At 50.1% G+C, this 21,993-nt stretch carries 16 protein-coding genes; 6 read left to right on the plus strand and 10 right to left on the minus strand.

Annotated elements, in window-relative coordinates; genetic code table 11:
* The first annotated feature begins 2 nt into the window (after positions 1-2).
* Entirely contained in the window at positions 3-3,161 is a 3,159-nt protein-coding gene (locus ABWW03_RS02600; RefSeq protein WP_353406191.1) for an efflux RND transporter permease subunit, read from the plus strand.
* A 100-nt stretch (positions 3,162-3,261) separates the two neighbouring features.
* On the opposite strand, the gene ABWW03_RS02605 is transcribed toward ABWW03_RS02600, so the two are convergent.
* The 7 genes from ABWW03_RS02605 to ABWW03_RS02635 all read right to left on the minus strand — a co-directional run bounded on the left by ABWW03_RS02605 (position 3,262) and on the right by ABWW03_RS02635 (position 9,563).
* Positions 3,262-3,705 carry a hypothetical protein gene (locus ABWW03_RS02605; protein WP_353406192.1) on the minus strand — a complete coding sequence of 148 codons (444 nt, stop codon included), beginning with the start codon at positions 3,703-3,705 and terminating at the stop codon, positions 3,262-3,264.
* 14 nt (positions 3,706-3,719) lie between these two features.
* A complete protein-coding gene (locus ABWW03_RS02610) occupies positions 3,720-4,406 on the minus strand; it encodes a hypothetical protein (RefSeq protein WP_353406193.1) in 687 nt (228 codons plus the stop codon).
* The gene (locus ABWW03_RS02615) at positions 4,403-4,975 is read right to left on the minus strand and encodes an RNA polymerase sigma factor (protein WP_353407113.1); all 573 of its coding nucleotides are present in this window, start codon (positions 4,973-4,975) and stop codon (positions 4,403-4,405) included. The genes ABWW03_RS02610 and ABWW03_RS02615 overlap by 4 nt, the downstream gene beginning before the upstream one ends.
* A gap of 186 nt (positions 4,976-5,161) precedes the next feature.
* Entirely contained in the window at positions 5,162-6,886 is a 1,725-nt protein-coding gene (locus ABWW03_RS02620) for a vWA domain-containing protein (protein ID WP_353406194.1), read from the minus strand.
* Positions 6,887-7,004: 118 nt separating this feature from the next.
* Entirely contained in the window at positions 7,005-7,670 is a 666-nt protein-coding gene (locus ABWW03_RS02625) for an energy transducer TonB (RefSeq protein ID WP_353406195.1), read from the minus strand.
* A 49-nt stretch (positions 7,671-7,719) separates the two neighbouring features.
* Positions 7,720-9,165, minus strand: coding sequence for a M56 family metallopeptidase (locus ABWW03_RS02630; protein WP_353406196.1), 1,446 nt, complete (start codon positions 9,163-9,165; stop codon positions 7,720-7,722).
* Positions 9,165-9,563 (minus strand): BlaI/MecI/CopY family transcriptional regulator, encoded by a 399-nt coding sequence (locus ABWW03_RS02635; protein ID WP_353406197.1) that lies wholly within the window; start codon positions 9,561-9,563, stop codon positions 9,165-9,167. The genes ABWW03_RS02630 and ABWW03_RS02635 overlap by 1 nt, the downstream gene beginning before the upstream one ends.
* Positions 9,564-9,742: 179 nt before the next feature.
* On the opposite strand from ABWW03_RS02635, the gene ABWW03_RS02640 reads away from it, so the two are divergent.
* The 4 genes from ABWW03_RS02640 to metF all read left to right on the plus strand — a co-directional run bounded on the left by ABWW03_RS02640 (position 9,743) and on the right by metF (position 14,314).
* Entirely contained in the window at positions 9,743-10,729 is a 987-nt protein-coding gene (locus ABWW03_RS02640; protein ID WP_353406198.1) for an ArsR/SmtB family transcription factor, read from the plus strand.
* A gap of 49 nt (positions 10,730-10,778) precedes the next feature.
* Positions 10,779-11,993, plus strand: a complete 1,215-nt coding sequence (metK, locus tag ABWW03_RS02645) for a methionine adenosyltransferase (RefSeq protein WP_353406199.1) — start codon at positions 10,779-10,781, stop codon at positions 11,991-11,993.
* A gap of 19 nt (positions 11,994-12,012) precedes the next feature.
* Positions 12,013-13,395 (plus strand): adenosylhomocysteinase, encoded by a 1,383-nt coding sequence (gene ahcY, locus ABWW03_RS02650; RefSeq protein ID WP_353406200.1) that lies wholly within the window; start codon positions 12,013-12,015, stop codon positions 13,393-13,395.
* 76 nt (positions 13,396-13,471) lie between these two features.
* On the plus strand, positions 13,472-14,314 hold the full coding sequence (gene metF, locus ABWW03_RS02655; RefSeq protein WP_353406201.1) for a methylenetetrahydrofolate reductase [NAD(P)H]: 843 nt from the start codon (positions 13,472-13,474) through the stop codon (positions 14,312-14,314).
* 59 nt (positions 14,315-14,373) lie between these two features.
* Here the strand turns inward: metF and ABWW03_RS02660 are convergent, their stop codons facing one another.
* From ABWW03_RS02660 to iaaH, 3 genes are all read right to left on the minus strand, one after another.
* Complete coding sequence (locus ABWW03_RS02660; protein WP_353406202.1) at positions 14,374-16,872, minus strand: penicillin acylase family protein; 2,499 nt, start codon at positions 16,870-16,872, stop codon at positions 14,374-14,376.
* A 151-nt stretch (positions 16,873-17,023) separates the two neighbouring features.
* Positions 17,024-19,294: a TonB-dependent receptor gene (locus tag ABWW03_RS02665; RefSeq protein WP_353406203.1), complete on the minus strand. Its 2,271-nt coding sequence runs from the start codon at positions 19,292-19,294 to the stop codon at positions 17,024-17,026.
* Positions 19,295-19,473: 179 nt separating this feature from the next.
* The gene (iaaH, locus tag ABWW03_RS02670) at positions 19,474-20,907 is read right to left on the minus strand and encodes an indoleacetamide hydrolase (protein ID WP_353406204.1); all 1,434 of its coding nucleotides are present in this window, start codon (positions 20,905-20,907) and stop codon (positions 19,474-19,476) included.
* A 193-nt stretch (positions 20,908-21,100) separates the two neighbouring features.
* On the opposite strand from iaaH, the gene ABWW03_RS02675 reads away from it, so the two are divergent.
* Positions 21,101-21,895, plus strand: coding sequence for a class II aldolase/adducin family protein (locus ABWW03_RS02675; RefSeq protein WP_435372736.1), 795 nt, complete (start codon positions 21,101-21,103; stop codon positions 21,893-21,895).
* Positions 21,896-21,993: the final 98 nt, after the last annotated feature.

Consider the following 21,993-nt stretch of genomic DNA (forward strand, 5'->3'; position numbering starts at 1 on the left):
ACATGATCGAAGCTATCATACGTTGGTCCATCGCGAATCGTTTTTTTGTGCTTTTAACCACAGCTATTGTGGCATTTTCCGGTGTGTACTCCCTTCGAAATACCCCCGTCGATGCCATCCCGGATTTATCCGATGTGCAAGTGATTATTAAAACCAGCTACCCCGGACAGGCCCCACAGGTGGTTCAGGATCAAGTGACCTTTCCTCTGACCACCGCAATGCTATCGGTTCCTGGCGCGGAAACCGTGCGCGGCTATTCTTTTTACGGCGATTCCTACGTGTATATTATTTTCGATGACGACACGGATCTGTATTGGGCTCGCAGTCGAGTACTGGAATATTTGAGCCAGGTTTCCGCCAGTTTACCGGACAGCGCCACACCACAACTTGGGCCCGATGCAACCGGCGTTGGCTGGGTATACATCTATGCCTTGACCGACACATCGGGCAATTACGACCTCAGTCAATTGCGCAGCCTTCAGGACTGGTTTTTAAAATATGAACTGCAAACGGTGCCAGGAGTTTCAGAAGTCGCCGCCGTTGGTGGCATGGTCAAACAATATCAAGTGCAAGTCGACCCCGATAAATTACGGGCTTACAGCATTCCCCTCAGCCATATTCAAATGGCTTTACGAAAAGGTAATCAAGAAACCGGGGCTTCCGTAGTTGAAATGGCCGAAGCTGAGTATATGGTGACAGCGACGGGTTACATTCAATCCATTCGAGATATCGAAAAGATTCCACTCGGTATTAACGAGCAAGGAACCCCCTTAAAAATTGCCGACGTTGCGGATGTCACGCTGGGTCCGCAAATGCGCCGAGGTATTGCCGAACTGAACGGCGAAGGGGAAGTCGCCGGTGGCGTGGTGGTCATGCGCTTCGGTGAAAATGCTCAGCGAACCATCGAGGGAGTTAAAGAAAAACTCGCCACATTGAAAAATTCCTTACCAGAGGGTGTCGACATCGTACCTGTCTACGATCGTTCAACATTAATCAACAATGCCATTGAAAACCTGTGGAACAAACTGGCAGAAGAGTTGTTGATTGTGGCTCTGGTTTGCGCTGCATTTTTGTTTCATTTGCGCTCTTCAATTGTTGCGGTGGTCAGCTTGCCTCTGGGCATTTTAATTGCGTTCATCATCATGCACAGCCAAGGCATCAATGCCAACATTATGTCCCTGGGCGGAATCGCAATTGCTATAGGAGCCATGACCGATGGCGCCATTGTGATGATTGAAAACATGCACAAGCACATGGAGCGCACACCATTAAACCATGACAATCGCTGGCAGATCGTAGCTAAATCAGCCTCGGAAGTGGGGCCCGCTCTATTTTTCAGTTTACTCATCATCACCGTATCGTTTCTTCCGGTATTTATCCTGGAAGCTCAAGAAGGCCGGATGTTTGCCCCACTGGCGTACACCAAAACCTATGCCATGGCGGCATCGGCGGGCCTGGCGATTACTCTCGTGCCTGTTCTCATGGGGTATTGCATTCGTGGTAAGGTACTGTCAGAAAAGAAAAACCCACTTAATCGGCTATTAATCAGTGCGTATATTCCGATACTGAGACAAGTACTGAACTTCCCAAAGCTGACGGTTTTTCTGGCAATCGCCACGACTGTTCTTGGTTTTTACCCTGTTAACAAAATTGGCAGCGAGTTCATTCCTCCCTTGGACGAAGGCGATCTGATGTACATGCCAACAACATACCCGGGCATTTCCATCGGCAAGGCACGTGAGCTTTTACAGCAAACCGATAAACTGATTCGCACCGTTCCTGAAGTGCAGAATGTTTTTGGCAAGGTCGGGCGTGCCGAAACAGCAACTGACCCCGCACCACTGACCATGATTGAAACCTTTATACAGCTCAAACCCAGGAGCGAGTGGCGAGAAGGCATGACACCGGAACGCTTACGGACTGAGTTAAATGAGCGAGTCAGTTTCCCTGGTTTAAGCAATGCCTGGGTCATGCCCATTAAGACCCGAATCGATATGCTGGCGACCGGGATCAAAACCCCTGTGGGCATTAAGGTCGCGGGTCCGGATTTGAATACCATTCAAGACATTGGCCAGGATTTGGAAAAAATCCTCAGCAGCGTTCCCGGAACCACATCGGTCTATTCCGAACGTGTCGCGGGGGGACGATACATCAAAGTCGATATTTCTCGCGACAAGGCGAGTCGTTTTGGCTTGAATATCGCCGACATTCAACAGGTGGTGTCTACGGCCATCGGTGGCATGAACGTAACCCAAACCGTGGAAGGCCAGGAACGCTACCCGGTAAATCTGCGTTATCCCCAAGACTATCGTGACTCGCCAGAGCAGTTATCACGATTGCCAGTGCTGACACCTTCAGGTCAACGGATCGCACTTGGCGATGTCGCTCGCATTTATATTGAAAGCGGTCCTCCTGGCATTAAAAGCGAAAACGCCCGCATCAACGGATGGACATTTATCGACATCGACGGCGTTGATATCGGAAGCTATGTTACTGCGGCCAAGCAGGCTCTCAAAAATGAACTGATCTTGCCTCCGGGTTATTCCATCAACTGGGCTGGACAATACCAATACATGGAACGAGCCAAGGAAAAACTCAGTTATGTGCTGCCACTGACTCTCGCCATCATCGTAATATTGTTGTATCTCAACTTCAGACGCCTGAGTGAAGTTGCCGTCATTATCACCAGCCTGCCGATGGCCATGGTTGGTGGCCTGTGGTTGATGTATCTGGAGGGTTTTCATTTTTCCGTGGCCGTGGGCGTAGGTTTCATTGCGCTGGCAGGGGTCGCTGTTGAAATCGGAGTTATTATGTTGGTGTATCTCAACCAGGCCTTCGCTGAATTGAAGAGAACCGCATCAGAAAAAAATCAGGCGATCAGCACGGAAGAATATCGGGAGACGTTATTGCAGGGTGCAGGCTTACGCGTAAGGCCAGTGATGATGACCGTCGCAACCATTATCATTGGTTTGCTTCCCATTCTGTACGGCAGCGGTACAGGTTCTGAAATCATGAGCCGAATTGCAGCACCGATGGTGGGCGGCATGAGCAGCGCGGTGCTGCTCACATTACTTGTTTTGCCGGCCATTTACAGTTTGCTGAAATCGTCTGAGGTTTCGGCATTCAATCAATCGTTGGATTCTCAGATCAAAAACCACTGAAATCAATGATGGCTCTACCGCGACGTATTTCAACGTAGAGCCAATCGCACACTGCCTCAAATTCACCGGCTTTCAGATCTGGCCTTCGATCCCTAACAGATCATTCACAGAAGAATTTTCGATTGATAAACTCATAGCCCCATACCGTAATGAGAGACATCAGAAACCATGTCAGGTATTTAAATCCATTCTGAACAACGACCACGAGAGCCGGATTGCCGACGACATAATCCATTGCAGGCTGCCAAATCAAATCCCCATGACTCGCCGCCAAGAGTGCAAACAGAATAAAGATTGCAAATATAAAGCCTCGTGCAATCAACTTATCTCGCATAAAGTGATAAATGAGCAAGACCGCAAGGCCGTATTCGATCGAGCTAAGCATGGCCACATAACGAACGTCCCAAGCCGGAGAGATGCTTTTCCCTTCCATTTGCAGAGCAATCCATGCAGGCAACCACTCCACAGTGATCACATGAACAACAAAAGCACTGCCTGAGGCGATGGCCGCCACAAGCAGAAAACAGAAAAGTCTCACCGACATAATAGAAGCGACCCTTATTGGTTTATTTCTTCCTCATTAAGCAATTTGAATACCTGCACCATGTCTTCCGGCAGGAAAGGATATTTTTGCTTTAATTTTAAGTAGCGCTGCTTTGCCTCATCTTGATTTTCATTGTAGAGCGCTTGAATCTCTTTCAGCTCTTCCAACTGTTCTTCAGTTAAGGCATCAGCATCAAACTCTGACATCCCCGCATCTGTGGAATCTTCACTCAGGACAATCACTTCTTCCAGTTCAACTCCGGCAAAAGAATCATTCGAGAGCGCAGTACTTGTCTTCGTTGTTGCCGATATTTCTTTTTTGGAGTGCATACTTCGTCGACTTGGCGCAGCACTTTCTGCCTTCCCGGCATGATGTACACGCGCTTTTTGAATGGCCTCAGCTTCGACTATTATTTCAGCCTCCATGGGCATGGCCTGTTTTTCAGATTCTGGCACAGCCATGGGTTCGTACATTAGCTCCGGCTCAACGGATTGCTGCTCCAGTGCCGGGTACAGCAGGACAGCGAAAATCAACACGGCCATACTGGCAACTCCGGCATATCCGTTTGTTAACCATCGTGACCCCTGATTTTGTTTATTTGCTTCAGCCTTGGCTCGGGCGTAAGTCAACACCTTGTCATCGAGAGACCGAGGCGAAATTTGCCGTTCGGGATGTGCTTGAGTATGTGGTTTGTCGCTCATGCTTCACCCTCCAGAAGTTGTTGCAATTTTTTCTTACCGTAACGCAATCGGCTTTTTACCGACTCGGGCTGACTATTCGTAATCCTGGCGATCTCAGCCAGGCTAAACCCTTCCAACTGCAACAAATAACTTTGTTGCTGCGTGGGTGGTAACTGGGCAATCAGCCGTTCTATCTCGACCAGCAAATATTGCTGCTCCGGACCACCATCCATGCGGCGTTCGCTTTCCAAAGTATCGTCATTGTCTTCGTCGAGATAATGAATGTTCTTTTGTTTTCGCCAGAAATCGATAACTTTGTTATGGGCAATTCTGTACAGCCATTGCTTGAAAGGCTGAGCCAGAGAGCCATCGGGAACGAAACTGTCGGCTTTGTCGATCACAGAAACCCAAGCCTCGTGGGCGATATCCTCGGCGCAGGCGCTGTCTTGCACGCTTTTAAGCACATAATGGTATACAGCATCTTTGTAGCGGCCGTATAGGGTTTCGAAACTGGAATGAGAGCCTGTACTGAATTTCCGAAGCAGGCTTTCATCTGACTTAAAGCGATTTAACAGTGTGTTACCTCCAATTCAACACGTCCTTTCGGGAGTTACCTCTAGCAGGGCTTGGCGCAACGCCGATTCACGACACTTGCCATTGCCCAATCCTATGAAGCTTTTCAAAAACGTCCCTGTTCTTGGAAACTTTGCGTATCCGTTCAATGAGGTCTTATCCTCGCCAAGCCTTTCAAAAAGAAATCTTTTTAGTATAAGAACCTATTGAAGCGCAATCTGTTGATCAATACTAGCGGCGAGCTCGGCAATGTTGATCAGTTCACCTCGGTAGGAGAAGCGATCTTCACCTCGACTGTTCCGGAGCTGTTCAATCAATGCCTGCATGCTGCCCTTGTTGATACGCTGACCACCGCGCAGTCGCTGAGCAAACTCAGCCACAGACACTGCGAAGCGATGCTCATTGGACGCCTTGTTAAAGTCCGTACTGAGAGTATCGGTATGAACAATTTTTTCAATCAGGCGGCTGGCTTCTCCGTGGGCAGGTTTGTAGCGCAGTTTAATGTAGGCGAGCTCCCGGCTCTTGTCCTCAGCAACAGGTGGCTTCTTCGAGAGCTCATGTCTTGTGGCCTGTTTACCATAGCGTCGCTCTGGCAGGCTGCCCTGCCCTTTTACGCTGATTTCGTAGATGGCGGTCACTTGATGCCCCATGCCAATATCACCCGCATCAACCTTATCGTTATTGAAGTCCTCACGATTCAACAGACGATTTTCATAACCTACCAGGCGATACTCACTGACTTGATCCGGATTGAACTCCACTTGAATTTTTACGTCACTGGCGATGGTGTGTAAAGTGGCATTCATTTGCTGAACCAACACTTTATAGGCTTCTTTCATGCTGTCGATGTAGGCGGAGTTACCATTACCCACATTGGCCAGCTCTTCCATCAGGGCATCATTATAGTTACCCGACCCGAAACCCAGTGTGGTCAGCGCGATACCCGATTCACGTTTGCGCTCGATCAGAGACTTGAGCTGGTCGATATCCGTGATACCCACGTTCATGTCACCGTCACTGGCGATAATCACTCGGTTAATGCCATCCTGGATGAAAGCGCTCTGTGCCTGCTCATAGGCAAGTTTGATGCCCGCACTGCCGTGGGTACTGCCACCCGCTTCCAGAGCATTGATCGCATCGCGTATTTTCAGCTTTTCTGAAATCTTTGTGGGTGGAAGCACCACGCCTGCTGCGCCCGCATAAACTACCAGAGAAACGGAATCGCGCTCGTCCAGCTTATCCAGCAACATCAGCAAGGAACGTTTTAACAAAGGAAGCTTATCTTTTGATTGCATACTGCCGGAGACATCCACCAAAAAGACTAAATTTGACGCTGGGCGTTCATCCAGATCGTTTTCATAACCTTGCAAACCGATTCTCATCAAGTACTTATTGTCGTTCCAGGGGGAGGCGCTCAGCTCGGTATCTATCGCAAATGCCTGTTCGGGACTTTTGGGCTTCGGGTAGCGGTATTGGAAATAATTCACCATTTCTTCAACCCGAACGGCTTCTTTCGGCGGCAAGCGACCCTCACGCAGAATCATGCGCCGTACATTGGCATAAGCCGCCGTATCCACATCGATAGAGAATGTCGACATAGGGTGTTCTAAAACACTGCGAATTGGATTGTCATCTGGGCCTCGATAATGTTCTCGATCTTGTTCCTCGGGTAGATAATGCGGCTCCGGAAAAGGGCGGCTTATAAGCATATCGGCCTGCACCTTAGCCATTGCTCGCGGGTGCATAACTCCTTCTCGCTTCGCACCTGCAACCATCACTTCTTCCAGCTCCTGATCGCTGGCGAGCACCACAGGGGTGGGTTCCGGTGCCTGGGCATTTTTACCCGTTTCCGTCGAACTCTGACAAGCCAATAAACCACTCACTAACAACAATAAAACAGGACTTGCACAAGACTTATAAATACTCATAACCATCACTCCTCAGTGAATATCTGTACCTATAACGGCGTTGCAAGGAAAAAGGGGTTAAACGTTTTTGAAATACCTTCCCTGGCATGCTTTCCCTCAAAAAAAGAGGTGAAAGCGTCTACTTCTCCAAAGTGAACCGAATACGCTCTGTGACGTTCTTAGTTGCTACCGGCTCGCCATCTTGCAGAGCCGGCTGATACTTGTATTTGGCCACCGCTTGGGTTGCCGCATTGTCAAAGATACCTTCCGGTTGAGCCTGAATAATCCGAATGTTCTCGGTATTGCCGATTTTGGTAACATCGAAACGAATGTCTACAAAACCTTCGATGCCTCGGGTGATCGCCCGCCCGGGGTATCGCGGTGCCGCTGCAACACGTTTAACCAACATACCACTTTGGCCTATCGTAACGCCCTGCCCGAACCCCGGATCTACCTTAAAGGGTTCACCGATCAGTCCCGGGCCTTGATGATCAGGAATATCGGGAGCATTCGGCAGTGCTTCGGGTGGCGTTTGAGGTGTTTCAACAAGCTCTGGTTTTTCATATTCTTTGACCGTTTCAATAACCCTTTCCTGTGCCCAAATGTCTGTGGGTATTGTCTGAGGCGGCTCAACAGGCTCAATATAATCCTGATAAATCAGGCTGTGCATCAGGAGCAGTAAAGCGGCTGTTACCGCAACAGAAAAAACCACTGCCAATAAAAATGCTACGATTCGGGTAACAGGGCTTGTCGCCCTGGATTCAGTTTCCTGATTGATGCAAACTTGTTCGTATAGAGTATTCATATCACACCTCTTTCGATCGTCGATAATTTCCGTGTGTGCGTTCGAGAATCTATTTTTTCTCGACAGACTCTACGGAGCCTTTCGGTGGTTTGGTATCGTGCGCAGGCTTATCCTCCTTTACTTGCGCTCTTTCCTTCTTGGGTTTTTCTCTAAGCTGAAAACGCTGCTCTGCCCCCGTTACAACAACCCGTTCACCATTGAGCCTATGAACAGCAAATTGACTTTTTCTGATTGAATTGGAAATTTCTTCTCTGAGTGTTTTTTCAAGCTCTTCGGGCTTCACCTTCACCGCATACGCTCGACCGTTCTGATCAATGTTGAAGTTCGCTCGAATCTCGATGGTCTTATCAACACCCTCGAAGAGTTCCGCCGAAGGCAATTCAATATCATCCGCCAAGTACCCACTCATTTCGACCCGGGCCACTTTGTCTATCGCTGGAGCGGTTTCTATCGCCATGGCAATAACTTTTAGGGATTCATTCCATGTGGTCGTATCTCGTACGGGGGTGTCATGAAATTTTTGGATACGAACCATATCAACAGGCAACTTAAGATAGCCCTTGTTTTCAATACTCAAATCCACTGCTGCAGCGCTGAACGTACTCAGGATTAAAAACCAGAATAAGGGACGTGTCGCGCGGCCTGGCTGTGCGGTACGGTCCACGTAGCGATCCATAACCGTCATCACACGCTGGTAATACTCACCATTTCCATTTACGGCCACAGCCATTGAGCTTGCTTCTTTATGTAGGCGTCCGGCCTGCAGCAACACCTCAGCATAATCAGCGTCGTTTGCACCGACATTTAATACCGTATCGTCCGCCAAATGTTCTGACAGTTTCTTAAGTTCAGCCAACAGCCACCAGGCTGGAGGCAAAAACCAATAAAAGGCGAGCAGTAGGCGAGCACCGTTTAATCGCAGGAAATCCCGGTGTTTGATGTGCGCCAGTTCATGCAGCAAAACCAATTCAAGTTGTTCTCTGGGCCAGTCAATCGCATTGGCAGGCAACAGCACGACCGGCTTGAGGAAACCAAATGTACAAGGGCTCATGGCAGCATTCTGGTGAAGCTTTAACTCAGGCACCTTGGCCAACCCGATACGAGCCGAGAGGCCTTGCAACACGTCCCGCAAGGCAGCGGGGGCCACCGTGGCAGCCTGGCGATATTTAGACAGCTGCGACAAACCGAGGAACAAATAAAGCAGCAGCCAACAGCTGATAAAACAATAGGCCAACAACCCAAACTGCCACCCGGGGTCCTGCAGAATTTCCATACTGTCTCGCAACAACAAGTGATTCGGGCGTACCGCCAACGCGATGTCCACACTGTTTAACTGTTGATCCAGAAACGGAAAAAGCATGAATAACACACTCACCACACTCAGCCATTGGTAACGAAGGCGGGCAGAATGCTTATCCAAACCGAAGTAACAACCGATAAACAATAGCCCCACCAAAGCGGCTTTTACGAAAAACATAAGCACCACCGCAAACATCAGGGTTTCTCCTGCTGCTTGCGCTCACGCGCCTGACGAATCATTTTTTCCAGTGATTCCAGTTCTTTTTCATCCAGTTGCTCCTCAGCATTACCGATCAGCGCACTGGCCGCCTTCAGAGCCGAACCATCAAAAAAAGTTTTCACTAACCGTCCGATGGCCGACTGACTGGCATCTTCCTTAGCGGTCATTGGACGGTAGAGATATTTAGCGCCGTCCTGGGTATGGCTCACCAAGCCCTTTTCAACCATTCGTGCCAACAGCGCGCGAACAGATGAATAGCTGGGCGCATCATCAATGCCTGCTTGCACCTCCTTCGCAGACGCTTGCTGCTTTTGATACAGCACATCCAAAATCTGTCGTTCTCGGCGGCTGAGCTTGTGGGGTGTTTTGGTCATGGTTCTGGCTTCCAATGTGGCATCAGTGTGTGAGCTTTGCGGGACCCGCACCCTGGTGCTAATTTTTTAGCATTATGCTAAAAAATTAGCACCACCAAGCCATAAGGTCAAACAAAAATTAAACGGATCTATATCGAAATATTTTGATATAGATATAAAGCGCTGCTACACTCCTCTGCATGTCGACTCCAGAAGCCATAGCAGATCGCCCTGCCGAGCAGCTGGCTGCTTTGTTAAAAGCAGCTGCCGATCCTTTGCGCCTGGAGGTTTTAAGGGTGCTCTCCCGAGATTCATATGGCGTACTCGAGCTGGTTTCGATTTTCGATCTGAAGCAGTCCAGCATGAGCCATCACCTGAAAGTTCTGGCCAGCGCTGGACTGGTTGCGACTCGACGAGAAGGCAATTCCATCTTCTACCGGCGCGCTCTCGCCAGCCACGATCCCTTGCTTGGTGATGCCCAAAGGCGTTTGTTTCACAGCGTTGACAGCCTGCCATTGGCCGGGCAACTGCAAGCCCGACTCGATGAAATTCAAAGCGAACGCGAAGCGGCTTCACGCAAGTTTTTCACCGAGAATGCCAGCAAGTTCCGTGAACAAGCCGACTTGATTGCCAGTTTTCCGATTTATCAGGAGCAGGTGGCTGAAGCCTTACTTGCGGCCCCACTGGCAGGACAGGCATTGGCCTTGGAACTCGGCCCTGGGGAAGGGGAGTTTTTGCCCCACCTCGCCGAGCGCTTCGATACGGTGTTTGCTCTGGACAATAGCCCAGCCATGCTCGAGACCTCGCGCCAATTGGTGCAGTCCCAAGGACTGAACAATGTGGAATTGATCCTTGGAGATACCAAACGCCTGGCCGACCTGGATCTGTCAGCTCAGTGCATCGTGGTGAATATGGTCTTGCACCATACCCCTTCACCCGCACAGATTTTCAGTGATTTAGCCAATAGCTTAGCCAACGGCGGGGTCCTGCTGGTTACCGACCTTTGTCGCCACGATCAAGCCTGGGCACAGGACGCTTGTGGGGATTTATGGCTGGGCTTTGAACCCCAGGATCTAAGCCAGTGGAGCGAAGCAGCAGGCCTTGAAGAAGGCCAGAGCCTTTATTTTGCCTTGCGTAATGGCTTTCAGATTCAAATACGAGAATTTATTAAACCCGCACTGACTTAAACAGTGCAGATACTCATTGGCCAAAGGCCATAAGTTTAGGAAAACAGTTATGTCTGAGTACAGCATTTTTACTTCGGAGTCTGTCTCTGAAGGTCATCCCGACAAAATGGCCGACCAGATTTCCGATGCCATTCTTGATGCCATCATTGCCCGTGATAAAGACGCGCGCGTTGCCGTTGAAACCCTGGTAAAAACCGGTATGGCCGTCGTCGCCGGCGAACTGACCACCAGTTGCTATGTAGACCTGGAAGACATCATCCGTGACGTCATTAAAGACATCGGCTACAACAGTTCGGATGTGGGTTACGATGGCGCCAGCTGTGCAGTTATCAATGCCATTGGCAAACAATCAGTGGACATCAACCAGGGCGTTGATCGCTCCAAGCCTGAAGATCAGGGTGCCGGTGACCAGGGCCTGATGTTCGGTTACGCCACCAATGAAACCCCAACACTGATGCCCGCCCCCGTGTACTACTCGCACCGTTTGGTTGAACGTCAAGCGCAGTTGCGCAAAGACGGTATCCTGCCCTGGTTACGCCCGGACGCAAAATCCCAGGTCACGTTGCGTTATGACGACGGCAAACCCGTTGCTGTTGATGCGGTGGTTCTGTCTACCCAACATAATCCCGACGTAAGCCAGGAAGATATTCGCGAAGCCGTGCTGGAAAATATTATCAAGCATGTGCTGCCGGCCGAATTGCTGCACGAAGACACTCAGTATCACATTAACCCAACGGGTAATTTTGTGATTGGTGGTCCCGTGGGGGATGCCGGTTTGACTGGCCGTAAAATCATTGTTGATACCTACGGTGGCATGGCACGCCACGGCGGTGGTGCCTTCTCTGGTAAGGACCCATCCAAGGTGGATCGTTCAGCAGCATACGCCGGCCGTTATGTTGCGAAAAACGTGGTCGCAGCCGGCCTGGCCGATCGCTGTGAAATTCAAGTGTCCTACGCCATTGGTGTTGCCGAACCCACGTCGATTTCCGTGAATACTTTTGGCACGGGCAAAGTGAGCGACGAACAATTGATTGCCGCCATCCGCGAAGTTTTTGATCTGCGTCCTTACGCGATCACCAAGGTGTTGGATTTGCAGCACCCGATGTACCAATTAACTGCCGCCTACGGCCACTTCGGCCGCGAACCCTTCGAGCACAGCTACGAGTGGGTAGAAAATGGCGAAACCCATAGCGATACCTTTACGGCCTTTACCTGGGAAAAAACCGATAAAGTGGATGCACTGAAAGCTGCCCTTGGCCAATAATTTTTCTGAGAGACAAACAATGAGCACATTTACTGACTATAAAGTTGCTGATATCAGCCTGGCCGATTGGGGCCGTAAAGAGATCGAAATTGCTGAAGGCGAGATGCCAGCGCTGATGGCCCTGCGCCGCAAGTACAAAGATGCCCAACCGCTGGCCGGCGCCAAGATTATGGGTTGTATCCACATGACCATTCAAACGGCCGTGTTGATTGAGACACTGGTGGAACTGGGTGCTGATGTACGCTGGTCTTCCTGTAATATTTTTTCTACCCAGGATCACGCCGCAGCCGCAATCGCAGCCGCTGGCATTCCTGTTTTCGCCTGGAAAGGTGAAACAGAGGAAGAATTCTGGTGGTGTATCGAGCAAACCATTCTGGCTGAGAAAGATGGTGAGGCCTTGTGGGACTCCAACATTATTCTGGACGATGGCGGCGACCTGACTCAGATGTGCCATGAGAAATATCCACAAGTACTGGACAACATTCACGGTATTTCTGAAGAAACCACCACAGGTGTACACCGTCTGGTCGAGATGTTGGAAAAAGGCGAGCTGAAAGTACCCGCCATCAACGTGAACGATTCGGTGACCAAATCAAAGAACGACAACAAGTATGGCTGTCGTCACTCATTGAACGACGCCATCAAGCGTGGTGTTGACCATCTGCTGAGCGGTAAGAAAGCTCTGGTCGTTGGCTACGGTGACGTCGGCAAAGGTTCAGCTGCCTCACTGCGTCAGGAAGGCATGATCGTTAAGGTCACCGAGATTGATCCGATCTGCGCTATGCAAGCGTGCATGGATGGATTCGAAGTGGTATCCCCTTACATCGATGGCATCAACACCGGTGAACTGAGCAGCATCAACAAAGAACTGCTGGGCACCACTGATTTGATCGTGACGACCACAGGGAACACCAATGTTTGTGATGCCAATATGTTGCAAGGCCTGAAAAACGGCGCGGTAGTTTGTAACATCGGTCACTTCGATAATGAAATCGATACCGCCTACATGCGCGAAAACTGGGAGTGGGAAGAAGTCAAACCCCAGGTTCACAAAATCTATCGCGACAAAGCCAGCAAAGATCATTTAATCCTGCTGTCAGAAGGTCGCCTGGTAAACCTCGGTAACGCCACCGGTCACCCTTCTCGTATTATGGATGGTTCTTTTGCCAACCAGGTACTGGCTCAGATTTACTTGTGGGAGCGCAAGTTTGCGGATTTGGCCGACGCTGATAAGCAGGACGCCCTGTACGTAAAAGTACTGCCTAAGAAACTGGATGAAGAAGTGGCCGCCGATATGGTTGCGGGCTTCGGCGGTGTTATCACCAAACTGACCCAAACCCAGGCGGATTACATCAACGTTGAAGTTGATGGCCCATTTAAGCCGGAATCCTATAAGTACTAATATCGGCCTGCCCCGGCACTTCTATGTGTCGGGGCGGACTATTGAGCACTGTTCAACACAAAACAGGCCAGACACCATGAGCAATGAACACATCCCCGTCAGCTTTGAGTTTTTTCCACCGAAAACCACTGCTGGCAAAGAGAAACTGGCAGCCGTACAAAAAGAGCTTGCCCTGTTTCAACCTGAATTTTATTCCGTAACCTATGGCGCTGGCGGTTCTACTCGAGACAGCACTAAAGGCATCGTTTTAAACTCCATCGATGCGGGCTTCGATACGGCACCACACCTCTCGTTCGGTGGCGACGATGAAGACACCATTAAACAATTGCTGCAGGAATACAAAGACGGTGGCGTTAAACGCATCGTTGCCCTACGCGGCGATATGCCATCCGGTATGGGGGGCGCCTCTCAACTCGTGTATGCCAATCAGTTAGTGGCTTTTATTCGAGAGCATTTTGGCGATCATTTTCATATTGAAGTGGCAGCCTACCCTGAGATTCACCCTGAAGCTCGTGGCTACAAACAAGACATCGAATATTTAAAAGGAAAATTTGACGCGGGTGCCAACAGCGCGATCACCCAGTACTTTTATAACCCCGACGCCTATTTTTACTTTGCCGACCAATGTCAGGCGGCCGGCATCGATCAACCGATTGTTCCAGGCATCATGCCGATCATCAACTACCAGAACCTGGCACGTTTCAGTGCAAACTGCGGTGCCGAAATTCCTCGCTGGATGGCTCGCCGCCTGGAAGACTTCGCTGACGATCAAGAGAGCATTATCTCTTTTGGTATTGATTTGGTATCAGATCTTTGTGAAATGTTGTTGGACAATGGCGCGCCAGGTCTGCACTTCTACACTATGAACCAGACCCAACCTACCGCCCAGATCCTGACGAACCTGCTCGCGAGCGAATAATTCTCTGACCGCCCTGCACCCAGGGCGGTCACTATTCCCTCCATATCACTGTCTCAACATCACTTCGGCGTAAGTGTCACGATTCGATGGTTACTCTGCACAATCTCATCCCGTGTTTGAGGAATTTTCTTGTACTTATAGTTCGCAAATTGACTTAGCTGATCTCTGTAATGCGGGCTTTCTTTTCCTTCAATACTGACAAAACCACTCTGCCCCGGCGGGATGGAATCGTAAGCTGAAAAACCCTCATCATTTGCAATGAATATATTATTTTCGCTTCCGCGATTAGCGTATTCAGGGACAGAAATGTCCTGCAGTTGGCTGGCTTGAGGAACACCGCGAAAGTTCAGCGGCTGCCACACCATTGCCGGCGCCGGAATACGCCACTTGTCCGGCACAAAACCTTGTTCAGCACTCAAGGATTTCACCGCCTCGCGAAAGGTCTTGCGCAGTAGCTGTTCTGAACGCCCATTAAAAAAATCATAAGTGACCTGTTGCCCGCTGGATAAGGCATCCAGATTTTTGATCAATGCTTTGACGCCCGGTCCAGTATGCATTGATGCCCCAAGCGGTCGAACCGGATACGCCGTTGAACTGTAAAGATAGAAGTTCTCTCTCCCAACATCATCAAGAATCGCTTTCTCTAAAAGCAGGGCAATCAAACGCTCTGCCAGCACCGCTTCGGCCGGATATTGGCCTTCTGCATCGGCAATCCATTGTTGATCCCAGGCATTCAATAGATCATGAGCCTTGGCTTCCAAGTCATTAAGTTTACTGTTCGCCAAAGATCGATTCAGGTGGGGCAATAAAAACGGCAAGCTAACATCCCCATAACTGACGCTCTTATTAATCGCCCAAACTTCATCGGCAGTAAATGTGCTCTGACTTTCCAACTGATCGATCAGTAGCTGAACACGATCCGCCCTTCCCCAGCTGAGAGACCAGAGATCAGACGCAGCCCAGTTTTCAGACGGGCGATTATTCCAATTACTGATGTAGGCTGATGGCGGATTTTCCACCGCTGGGTTGTCCCGATAAGGACGAAGGGACAACCAATCATAAGAACCATCACCCGGTGCAGGTAAGCGTGAATCGTGGCCTATTGCACGTTTAGGATATCGGCCGGCATGTGTGTAGGCGATGTTGCCTCGGGTATCCATATAATAAAAATTAATGTTCGTGGCTACCTCTTTGACTGTGCGTCTGGCCTCAGCAATGGAATCCTGCTTGGCAAGATTAATCCAAGCCAATAGAGTTTGAAGTTCTTTACCATCCCAGGCACGGGCCCGGCTGACCGCCAGACCGGCTTCTGGCTTGTGCATGAGCACCATTCCCTGAGCGGCTTTACGTACTTTTATGTTGTGCTCTGCACCGCCTTTTACGAGAATGGTTTCGTTCCAGCTCTGGAAGTTTTTGTATTCCCCTTGATGCCAGTACTGCTCCGGGTCATCGGGATTCAAGCTTAAAATAAATTCATCGACCTGATCACTCAAACCCGCCGTACTGCCCCAGGCGATGCGATTATTGTGAGCAAATAATAGTGCGGGCAAACCTAACAGGGTATTACCCACCACATTGAAATCACCGCCGTGCAGACCAATACCATTCACATAAGACGGCCGACTCCACCCGAATTGCGGACCATTCACTAAAATGCCGTTGACCCCTTCGCTCTTGGCTTTTGAAACCGCCCAGTAGTTACTGGCAGGGGCAAATTCCGGACTGCTGTGGAAACCATTCTCGGCCAGCATTTTTTCAAACGCTCGATCAATTCCGTCAGAACCACTGATGCCTTGAAACTCGCCTCGTTCATTTACCGCAACGCGTTTCGATTTCCCGATTGTCGCAAGGCTCTTCAGATAGGTGGGCATTGGCTGCCCAAGCTCTTCCGGAATGGCATCGCCTTTAGGGACCGTGGTCGGTGAACTCGGATCAAACAACCATTTCGAGGCCGAGAAAATTCGCCAGGCTTTCTCAGACCCGTGCTGCTCATTTAGATTCTGCCACAGAACCAGATTGTCTCGTTCTGAATTAAAATCCGAATACCGATGAGCAATAGCACCGGCAAAGATCATCGCAACGTCGTACGCCTGCCAGGACTTAGGAAGGAAGCCATTATCATGAAATTCTTTCGGAAGCAGCTCTTGTTGCTGAGCCAGAACATCCTCCACTCTCTGGCTGAATCCTGCAGCGTATGCTTCTAAAATAAGACGGTCGTCTTTTGAAATCGTATTAAACTGCTTTCTTACAGACGGCAAATCATAGCTGCTGCGTATATGTTGATCCAAAGGCAGGTACTGTTCGCCCAAGACCTCAGCCACCTGCCCTAACACGGTTCGCCGGAGCATCTCCATTTGATAGAGCCGATCTTCAGCAATCGCATAACCATAACCGTAGTACACGCCATAGTTGTCGTCGGCAAAGATATGAGGGGTGCCGTAGCTATCACGAATGATTTCAACATCAGAACGCTTTTGTTCTTTAAGGTGTTCTGTCGATGTTTCACAAGCCATTACAAACAGGGCTGAAAAAACCACTAGGCCTAGAGCTTTTTTCATGCTTCGCTCCTTTCGATTGGATCGATATTATTTTGGCAAAAAAAAGCCCAATCAAAGTGATCGGGCTAAATACACAACGAAATCGACTTCTAACACGTTGTCACAACTGGCTCCGCCAAGGGGAGACACGCCAGAACCAGTCACATTCGTTTTACATAGAATAATTCACGGTCAAACCGTATGTGCGTGGAGCACCCCAGACACCAATACCACCTGGGCCGATCACATACTGGTGTGAAATATAATCTTCATCCATCAGGTTTTTACCCCATAGGGCAACTTCCCACTGCTCATCAGCCGATGTCCATGCGGCACGCGCATCCCACAGCTCATAGGCATCCAGAGTGATTCGATCATCAATGTAATCGCCGCGCTGTTCATCCGAATAGCTGTACTCCAAGCGGAAATCCATCGCACCAGATTCCATCGGCACATTGTAGTTAAAGGACAGGTTCGAGCTGTTCGGTGGCGCTGAACGCAAACCTTTGCCCGAAGCATCAACCACGCCATTGGTGGTTTCAATGATCAGGTCGCTGACCTCGCTATCCATATAGGCATAGAAACCTTTGATGTAAAAATTGTCGCTGGGGTACCAGGTCACTTCCAGTTCCGCACCGGTAATTTCAGCTTCACCGATATTCGTGGTCAGGAAGGTACCGAAGCTGGAATTCGGAACAGGACCAAAACGAACAACCTGTAGATCTTCATAATCGGTATAGAACGCGGTTAGGTTCACACGCAGGCTGTTGTCCATGAAGTCGCCTTTAAAACCAACTTCGTAGTTCAACGCAGTTTCGGGATCAACCGGAGTGGACGCTGAAGCCTCGACCCCTTGGGAACCAGCAAAGCCACCGGACTTAAAGCCTTTCGATGCCGAGGCAAAGAACATGACATCATCGGTTGGGTAATACTGCAGGGCAATTTTAGGCGAGAAGTCATTCCAGTCATCGCTCGGATTCACTTCGAACGCTTCAGCAATAATATTCAAGCTGCCGCCAACACCACCACAAGGCGCAAAGTTTTCAAACTGCGTTCCGACAATCGATGGGGCATTGTCACGCACCAGATCACAGTTCACTGATACCGCCGTGTAATCTTTTTCATCTACGGTGTAACGCGCACCCAGTGTTAAGTGCAACTGTTCGCTGAATTCCCAGGTACCTTGCCAATAAGCGGCGTAACTGGTGGTTTCATTACCGGTAAAGGCGTATTCGTTACCAATAATATCCTGACTGCCCACATCCGTTGCACGGAAGCCATCAAAACTGCCCGCTCGGGTGATGCGGAAAATTTCAGTGCGGTCCGTTTCTTCTGTGAAGAAATACAAACCGGCGGTGTAATTAAAATTGCCGTCGAGATTGGATGTCCAACGAAGCTCCTGTGAGAAGGTATCAATTTCTTCCTGAATATCATCGATCACTTCGTCGAATGGCAAACCCAAAGCACCGAGAGGCGCACCTACAGACGCCATTTCCCAATCGGTCTCTGCCGTTCGAAATGCCGTAATGGTTGTTAAGGTGCCAGTGTCGAATTCGATATCGCCTTGCAAGCTAATGCCACTTGCCTCACGATCGGAAAAGCCGTCTCTCGATGCAGCGTTCTGGCGTGGGCCGGTCACGCCATTGGCGGCCATGATGGCGCTCAAAGGTGCATTATCGGTTACCCCTGTGCGGCCCAAATCCGAACGATTGTCTTCCATAGTGTCAATCGACAACAACCAGTCTGAACGTTCACCTTCTACACGCAACTGCGCGCGAAGAGACGTTTGGTCTTCATCCTGCAATTCTGTACCGAGCAATACGTTATCGACATAACCATCGTGTTCGCGATGGTTGATACTGATTTTACCAAAGACATTGTCACTGAGAGCGCCGCTCACCAAACCTTGATAACGTACGATGCCTTCATTACCAACCGTAACGCCCGCTTTGAGTTTGGTTTCATCGGTTGGCTTCGCCGAAACAACATTGATCGCACCACCGATAGCATTCCGACCAAACAGTGTGCCCTGTGGTCCACGCAACACTTCAACACGTTCGAGATCAAACATATCAAAGTTAATGCTGGCGCCACGACCGATGTAAACGCCGTCCAAAAACAGGGCAACAGAGTTATCCAAACCAGCACCGTCATCGGCAGAAGAAATACCACGTAACGATGGAATGGCCTGGCCTGGAGCAAATTCACTGAACGACAGGCCCGGTGTGTGTTGGGCAATACTGCCGGCGTCAAAAATATCCGCTTTTTTCAATTCATCCGCACCCAAGGCGGTTACGGCGATCGGGATATCCTGCACATTCTCAGCACGGTGCTGAGCGGTTACAACAATTTCTTCAATCTGGGCCATTGCGCTCATGGACACGGCACTGATTGCTGTCACTGCAGCTGCTCGACGGATAGCTACGGCTAAAGGGTTTCTCATTAGGTTGTCCTCATCGTCTCAATTATCATTATTCTTGACGGCTAGTTGGTTTTTTATTCGGCCGTCCTAGTGGCATTAACACCGCTCTGTTGTTCCCCCTCCAAAAAAATTTACAGATTCGCTATTTTTATTTTGGTGATAACAAAGCGTTATTAGCTAAGCACTGACTTATACGAATTTTAGTTACTCCGTTCTTTCAGGATTGCCTCAATGTGGGCTGCGATTGCCAGCAGTTTACGATCACTGCCAACCGGCCCATCCAGTTCAAGCCCCATGGGCAAACCCTGTTCGGAGCGCCCCATCGGCAAACTGATGGCCGGGCTGCCCACATTACTGGCGGGATCAGTGTTCTGGATGTAACTTGGAAACGTTGGCAAAGCGGGACCCAAACCGGTTTCAGTGGCGCTGACGGTTTCCTCGCTGCCTTTAATCGGCCTCGCGGTCAGCGGTGTGGTCGGAAACACTAAGGCGTCCAAATCATGCCGAGTGAAAAGCCCTTGATAATAAGCTTGCAAAGCCGGACGGTGTTTCTCAATCGCGTCCTGATATTGCTCAGGGGTGATTGCGCCGGCAAATGCATCCGTCAGCACAGCTTTAACATCCGGGCTCTTAACAGCGTCAAGCAACTGCGCAGCACTCAAGCCGACATTATTCACTTCCAAGTACGTCGGTAAGAGTTGCGCTGTTTCATACAACACCACCGGAAAACTCACTCGATGATTCAAACCCGCCAATTCAGAAGCAGAAAGCTCGATCAACTCAACCCCCGAACGCGCCAAATGTGCGAGGGCCTGTTCAATACCTTTCTCCATTTCAGGCTCGAGATTTTGGTAAAAATAATCCCGCGCCACCCCCAGTCGAATAGGCTCAGCCAATGCTCGTGAGAGAGGTGCCAACTCAAGCTCAGGCTCACCCGCCAGTACAGCATCCAATGTGGCCACCGTGGCAACATCCACCGCCATCGGACCAACGCTGTCACGAGTTTGGGAAATCATTGTCAAACCCTCATTCGGGTATCGACCGCTGGTGGGCCGAAAACCCACAATACCGGTCAGTGCAGCAGGAATTCGAGTGGACCCTCCGGTGTCGGTACCGAGGCCAGCACGGACAATGCCGGCCGCAACCGCCGCCGCCGTTCCGCCGCTACTGCCGCCAGCAAAATAAGTGGGTTTTGCTGGGTTCTGAACCGGTCCAGTGAAATGATTATTGCTGGTGATGCCATAAGCCAGTTCATGCAGATTACTCTTGCCGACAATCAGCGCGCCCGCATCACGCAGGCGTTTAACCACCTCGGCATCACGGCTGGGCACAAAATTTTTTAAGCCCGGCGTGCCGGCACTATTGGGCATATGGGCGACATGAATGTTGTCTTTGATAACCAAAGCCAGACCAGCCAGCGGCAAGGCGGCACGCTCTGACTCACTCAAGCGGTCCAATGCACGGGCATCCTGTTTGAGTTTTTGCTCATCAATGAACACCATGGCATTGAGTAATTGCTGCTGTTTCGCCTCGGCAATAACCCGTTCCGCTTCATCGAGGGCTCGCGATTCATCCATCGCCTGACAGGCGCCCAACGTCAAGCTTAACAACAGCACGGAAATTCTTTTGTTCATAATCAGTCTCGTTTTTATACCTATGTAGAGCAGCCTAAGGAAAAAGAATGGGGCTCGCGTCATCACTAGTGATGATTTTGTCGCCTGGATGACAGTATTTTTTTCAAGCAGGGACGATACTGACCTCAATGCCGTTTGGGTCGATACCCGGCAAGCCTGATTTCGAGACACAACAAGAGAAGACAATACGCTTATGAGCAACAATAACGTCAGTGACATCGTGATGAATAATGATGGCCAGGGCATGCCCGGTGCCGAAACCCTGCCGGTAGAAGAAGAGCGATTGCAGCGCAAACAAAAGTTGGCTGCCGCTTTCCGCCTGTTTGGTCGTTTTGGCTTCGATGAAGGCGTCGCCGGCCACATTACCGTACGCGACCCCGAACTCCAGGATCACTTCTGGGTCAACCCAATGGGCGTTTCTTTCAAGCAGATTCGCGTGTCCGATCTGCTGCTGGTCGATCACGAAGGCAATGTAGTCGAAGGCAATGGCTTGTTGAACGGCGCCGCCTTCACCATCCACTCTCGCGTACACGCGGCCCGCCCAGACGTTGTTGCCGCCGCCCATGCTCACTCTGTTTATGGCAAGAGCTGGTCCAGCCTCGGACGCCTCCTCGATCCGATCACTCAGGATTCCTGCGCTTTTTATGAAGATCACGCGCTGCTGGGGGAATTCACCGGTGTCGTTCTCGACCTGGACGAAGGCAAACGTATCGGCGATGCATTAGGCGACAAAAAAGCCATTATTTTACAGAATCACGGCCTGTTGACCGTTGGGCAGTCGGTTGAAGCCGCCGCCTGGTGGTACATCACCATGGAACGAAGCTGTCAGGCACAATTGATGGCCGAAGCGGCAGGTACTCCGAAATTGATCAGCCCGGAACACGCCAAGCAAACCCACGGCACAGTCGGCAGTGAACTGGCCGGCTGGTTCAGCTTCAAGCCTTTGTTTGATGTGATCAGCAAAGAACAACCGGATTTATTTGATTAATCCACTAAGACGCATACACTGATGTGGCCACATCGGTGTATGCGAGGATCGCTTTGAAACATTTTCCCCACTCCCTACAGTTAATACACTGCCTTCTC

It is taken from the genome of Pseudoteredinibacter isoporae (genome assembly GCF_040372805.1).
GTDB classification, from domain to species: domain Bacteria; phylum Pseudomonadota; class Gammaproteobacteria; order Pseudomonadales; family Cellvibrionaceae; genus Pseudoteredinibacter; species Pseudoteredinibacter isoporae_A.